The organism is Pseudomonas sp. (assembly GCF_037994325.1).
In the GTDB taxonomy this organism is placed as follows: Bacteria; Pseudomonadota; Gammaproteobacteria; order Pseudomonadales; family Pseudomonadaceae; genus Aquipseudomonas.
In genome coordinates, this window is the sequence record NZ_JBBNAH010000087.1 from 1 (window position 1) to 5,462 (window position 5,462).

The 5,462-nt window shown below is 62.3% G+C and carries 4 protein-coding genes; all 4 read right to left on the reverse strand.

Annotated elements, in window-relative coordinates; translation table 11 throughout:
* A partial coding sequence (locus AAAB16_RS02770) for an SUMF1/EgtB/PvdO family nonheme iron enzyme (RefSeq protein ID WP_340661959.1) occupies window positions 1-1,438 on the reverse strand: 1,438 nt, incomplete at its 3' end.
* Window positions 1,431-2,633, reverse strand: coding sequence for an FtsX-like permease family protein (locus tag AAAB16_RS02775; protein ID WP_340661960.1), 1,203 nt, complete (start codon window positions 2,631-2,633; stop codon window positions 1,431-1,433). The genes AAAB16_RS02770 and AAAB16_RS02775, both read right to left, overlap by 8 nt.
* On the reverse strand, window positions 2,633-3,349 hold the full coding sequence (locus AAAB16_RS02780; protein ID WP_340661961.1) for an ATP-binding cassette domain-containing protein: 717 nt from the start codon (window positions 3,347-3,349) through the stop codon (window positions 2,633-2,635). Before AAAB16_RS02780 ends, AAAB16_RS02775 begins: the two co-directional genes overlap by 1 nt.
* Window positions 3,349-5,462 (reverse strand): vWA domain-containing protein (locus tag AAAB16_RS02785; RefSeq protein WP_340661962.1); only part of this gene is annotated, 2,114 nt, incomplete at its 5' end. The genes AAAB16_RS02785 and AAAB16_RS02780, both read right to left, overlap by 1 nt.

Genomic DNA, 5,462 nt, shown 5'->3' on the forward strand with positions numbered 1-5,462 from the left:
GCTTAGCTGAGGCTTCGTCCTTGTTGGCCTTTGCTTGTTCCTGACTTTTTTTCAAATTGGTCAAACGGATGTTGTAGTTGTTGATGGTTTCGGCCACCAGCGCCGCTGACTGAATCAGGTTGCCGGCCGCTTCCTCGCGTTGTTGGGCAATCAGCGAGACGTTTCGTTTCAGCTCCTCGTTAATCATGCCTAACTGCGCTTGCAGGGCCGGGTCGGTGCTGGCGGCAATTACGCTGTCCAGGCTTTTGGTTGGGTCTTGGGAATCGTCGATGGCGTCGGTCAGGCCGGCCAGGCGACCTTCTTTTTGCCACTGGGTTTGCAGTTCTTTGTAGCGCGAACGCGGAGCGGAGAGGGCGCCCAGGGCGACGCGAAAGCCGGTGGTTTCATTTAGCTGTTCGGTGCCGTCGGCGGCGAAGAGTGGGTATTCGCGGCGCATACCGGTAAACAGCGTGGTTTCACCTTCCAGGTAGTTGCCGCCCTTGACCACAAAACCGCCGTAGGTGCCCTGGCGGCGCCCGGCGTGCACCAGTTGGAACGACTCCTGAACCATTTCCGCAGCGTTGCCGATCACATCAAACATGCCGATGGGGTTAGGCAGCTTGGTGCCAATCGGCAGCAGGCGTGCCGCTTGCCCGGTGCCGCCAGCGACTTGGTTGTACACCGCCCAATCACCCAGCGGGCCTTCCTGATCACTGCCTTCAACTTTGCGCGGGAACAGCCGGCCTTCGAGCTCCTGACGGCTAACGGCCTGGGCGCCACGGGCGGCAAATTCCCACTCCGCTTCTGACGGCAAGCGCACAAAGCTCACGCCGCCATCTTCGGCTTTCGCCGTGCGACCACTCACCGGCAGCAAGTCGCGGTGGTTTTTCATTAGCCAGGCGGTGTACACGGCGGCAAACCGCTCGGCATCAAAGTGCGAGACCTTCACCTTGGGCAACCGCGCCGCCGCGCCGGTTGCTGGCTCCGGGCAAGCTGGCGGCTCGCCTTGGCCTGCCAACGAGGCGGCTTGGTCCATTACCGCGCTGTATTGGCGCGCGGTGACTTCGTACTTGCCGATGAAATACAGCATGGGCGACAGCGGTGTGCCGGCTTCTTTTTTCGGCAGTACCGGTTTGATCGTGTCGCGCCAGCTCTCGGGCAAGTCGGCGAGGGTGAATTGGCCGTTGATAAAGTCGCGGCGGTAGCCGGAGATAAACGACTGCTGATAGCCGCTTTCGCCCTCGGCAAAGGGGTAGCCCAGGCTGATTTCGCGGTCGTCGAGGGTGCCGTTGGCCAGTACATACACATAACGCATCACCAGGCTGCCGCCACAGGGCAGCGGCAGGCTAACGTCGTCGGGCAGCGGTTTGGGGTTGTCCACCGACGCCTCTTCGGCAAGGGCCGAAAAACTCAACGACGCCATTGAAAGCGCCAGTACTGCCGTAGCCCGCTTAAACATCCCGTAGTCCTTCTGAAGCTTCAATCTGTGCGGCACGCCAGCCACCCAGGGCGGCGGCCAGAATGCTGCACGCCAGGGTGGCCAGCAACGCAATTAGGTAATGCACCGGCAATAAGCGACAGACAAATTCGCCCGCCGCCGATTCAAACAAGGCATTCAGGCCCACTTGCGCCAGCCCGTAGAGCAGCCAGGCCAAGCCCAGGCTAAATACGCCACTGTAGAGCGCCAATAGCACCAGAAAGGCCACCAGGGCAGCGGTGGGAAAGCCGAGTAAACGTAGTACCGCCAGCGCGCGCCGTTTGCGTTCCACGGCGGCCAGGGTACTGGCGACGATGGCGGCAAACGCGCCGGCCACTGCCAGGCCGCTGATAATCCAAAACACCAGGTTCAAGTTATGGCTCAGCGAGCGCACCTGGGCGATGGTTTGCGCCTGGGTCGACACCTCTTGGCCGCTGGCGTTGAAGTGTTGGCGCAGGCTTTCCACGCCATCGAGGTTTGCCGCATACAAGCGCAAGCCAGGATACACGCGGCTGCCGGGCTCTGCCGGTTCGCGTCCCGGCCAGTCCAAACGTGGCACGGCGCGGCCATCGCGGTAATCCTCGGCGGCTTCCAGCAGGCTTAGCGGGGCAAACAAGGCATCGCGGTTAAAGGTCGCCAACGGCAGCACGGCGAGCACGGTAACGCTGAGTTGGCGCGATTCGGCTTGGCCGTCTTGCCGGCGGCCAAAGCGCGCGCCGAGGCGGTCGCCGGCCTTAACGCCGAGTTTTTCCGCCGCGCTCTGTGTGAGCAAAATCTGTTCATCACCGGCTGGCAATGGCGCCGACGCCAACAGCGGATCGCCGCTGGCGGTGGGGATCATTTCGACCGTCAGTGCTTGGCCGGAAGCGGCGGTGGAAAGATCCGCCGTGGCGGCAATTTGCCGGGTGCGCGGCAGGGCAAAGGCCACGTCGTCACGCAGTGCCAGTTGGGCAATTTCCTTGGCACTAAAACGGCCACCGCCGAGGGTGATGACTTCACGCACGGCCGGGTCGTTTTCCAGGCGTTCGGTCAGGGTGCTGACCAAGCCGAATTTAAGGCCAAACAGCACCAACAGCGGCGTGATTACCGCGGTCAGCGCCAACACGGCGCAAATCGACAGCCGCGCCTCGGTGCGGTAGTCGGCCCAGGCCAGCGACAACAGCAGGCCGATGCGCATCAGCGCCACTCCCCAAGGGTGGCGGTCACACCGCCATCGGCATCACGCTGCCAATCGATCGGCAACACTGCCAAGCCGGCGTTGCGTGCCAACGGCTCATCGTGGGTGGCGATCACTGTGCAGGTGCGGCTAAGCCTGGCCTGTTCCACTAACAACTGCATCACCCGCTGGGCATTGGCCGGATCAAGGGACGCCGTGGGTTCATCGGCCAGCACCAGACGCGGCGCGTGGGCGAGGGCGCGGGCAATGCCTACGCGTTGGCGTTGCCCAACGGACAGTTGATGGGGGCGTTTGCCCAGGTAGTCAGCGATTTCCAAGTGTTCGGCCAAGCGCTGCACGCGGTCATCGCCTGGCAATTCCAGCAAGCGCCGTGGCAGCTCGATATTGCCGCGCACGTCGAGAAACTCCAGCAGGCCACCGGTCTGTAGCACATAGCCGCAGGCCTTGCGCCGCAAGCGCGCCAGGGCATCGTGGTTATCCGCTCGCCAGAGGGCGGCGATATCAAAGGTGCCGCCGTCCAGCTCAACACTGAACTGGCCGCTGCGGTCCGGGGAAAGTACCAGCGCGAGCAAATCCAGCAGGGTGCTTTTGCCACAACCGCTGGGGCCGACCACGGCAATCTGTTGGCCGGCCGCCAGGTCGAGGTGGGGGATGCTCAGGCTGTAGCGCTGGCGGCCCTCACCGCGGGTTTTATGGATATCGCGCAGGCGTAGCATCAAGGCAAGGTCGATAACGGAACGCGGTACAAGGCATCACCCGGCTCGGCATCGCCGAAGCGCACCCAGTTGGCCACGTCGTTGTGGAAGGTTTCGTAGAGGCGGATTTTTGAATCCAGCTCGTCGATAAAGTCTTCCTGTTCGGCCACGCTCAGCGACAACCACAACTCCTGGGTCATATTCAGCGACTTGCTGCGGTACGGCAGGCCTTCCAGGTATTCACCCAAAATGCCGCTCTCGGCCAGGTTGCTGCCTTTCACCAGCTTGGACGGGTCGCGGCTCATATAGGCGCTGGCTGAGGCGATTTCGTCGAAGAAATCTTTCGACGAACTCTGCGTGCGCCGGGCGGCATCGACGATCAATTTCAGCGACTGTTGCAGGTCGTTGAGCTGCAATTTGCTCAGCAGCACGCACACCTGAAAGGCCGGCAAGGTGGGGTTGGTCAGGTCGCGGTCGGAGGTCCAGGCGGTGACCAGTTGTGGCGCATGGGCGGCGTTGCGTTGGCCAAGGAAGTCCATATGCATGGCGTAACCGATGGCGGCGGTTTTTGCCGCCAGGCTCAGGCCACTTTGCACCGCTGGCGCCGGTTGGGCTTTTTGCTGGCCGGCGTTGTGCACCAGGTCGGCAAACACCGAACCGATCTCGCTAACGGTGCTGCCAAACTTGCCCACGTCGCCACCGGCAACCGAGATATACAGGTCGCCAATTTTCGGGTTGGCATCGGCGGTCAGGCTGCGGTACTGCTGCTCGGCGTAGCCGTGGTTAGTCTTGCCGGCTGGGGTGCGCAGGTGCAGGGCGTAGATTTTGATGTTCTTGCGCAGCGCCGCTTCACGTACCTGGGCTTCGTTCATTTGCGTACGGCCCAGCGGGTCGTTTTTGCGCAGGGCGCCGGCATCGGTAACCAGCAAAATTACCCGGCCGGCGTAGGGCGACCAGTCCATGTTGTCGACCGCGTCCATCACTCCGGCAAAGGCATCTTCGTTAAACGAGTGGCTGGACACCGTGGTGGCTTTTACATCGCGGGCCAGTTCGATAAAGCGCTTGGGGTCGTTGTCTTGCTGCAACGGCACCAGGGTTTTGCTGACGTATTCCAGGCCCGGGGTTTTGTCGGTGTTATTGCGGAAACCGACCATGCCAAAGCTGACTTTATCCAGCTCGCCACGGGCGCTGATCTGCTCTTGCAGGCCTTTGACCACGTCGTTGACTTGGTCGATATACGGCTGCATTGACACCGAGGTATCCACCACCAGCACGATGCCGGTGCGGAAGGCATCTGGCGAGCTGGCTAACTTGGCGCCCGCGCCGTTGACCTGCGGGGTATTGCCCGGGTCAATCGAGGCAACGTTGAGCAACTGCGCTGGCTGGCCGTCGGCATCAAAGCTCTCGCGCGATTCGAAAATCGGCAGCAGGTAGAACTGGTCTTGCGGAATAGCGTTGGCTTGCGGCTCGATGGCCAGCACGCTTTGGCTGGAACCGTCGTCGCGTTGCGCCTTGGTCATTTCATTGCGTGCGGCGTTGGTGTCGGCCAATAGGCGCTCGACATCATCTGGTTTGCGCAAAAACATCACCGGGCCACGGCCCGAGCGCTCGGTGAATTTCAGCACCAGGCTTTGCTTCCAATCGCTAACCTGCTCGGCCGGCAACCAGCCTTCGCTATGGCCGTCGCTGGCGGCGCCGACTTTTACCCACGGCGCGCCACCGACTTGCTGGCGGGCATACACATAAAGCACGGAAAACGCCGGCAGCGCGCTGCTGCCCGGTTGCCCGCCGGCATCGCTGGCCAGCTTGGCGCCTGGCTTGCTGAGCACGCGTTGGAACAGGGTTTTCTTGCCAGCCATCAGCAGCGGTTTATCGCCGCCATCTTGATTGGCAGCAGGGCTAACCGCGCCCGCTGTCGGGGTGTCGGTTTTAGCCGGTGGCTGCGGCTTTTTCTCCGGCGTAACCACGGCAACGGGCGGCTTGTCCGCCTTAGGGCCACTCATCAGAAAGTAACCGCCACCGCCGAGAATCAGCAGCAACAGCAAACCAGCGCCGGCAATCAACGGCACCTTGCTGCTCTTGCCGGTGTCGGCGGGCGGCGTGTAGGTGGGCGAGGGCGGCGGCAGGGTGGGGC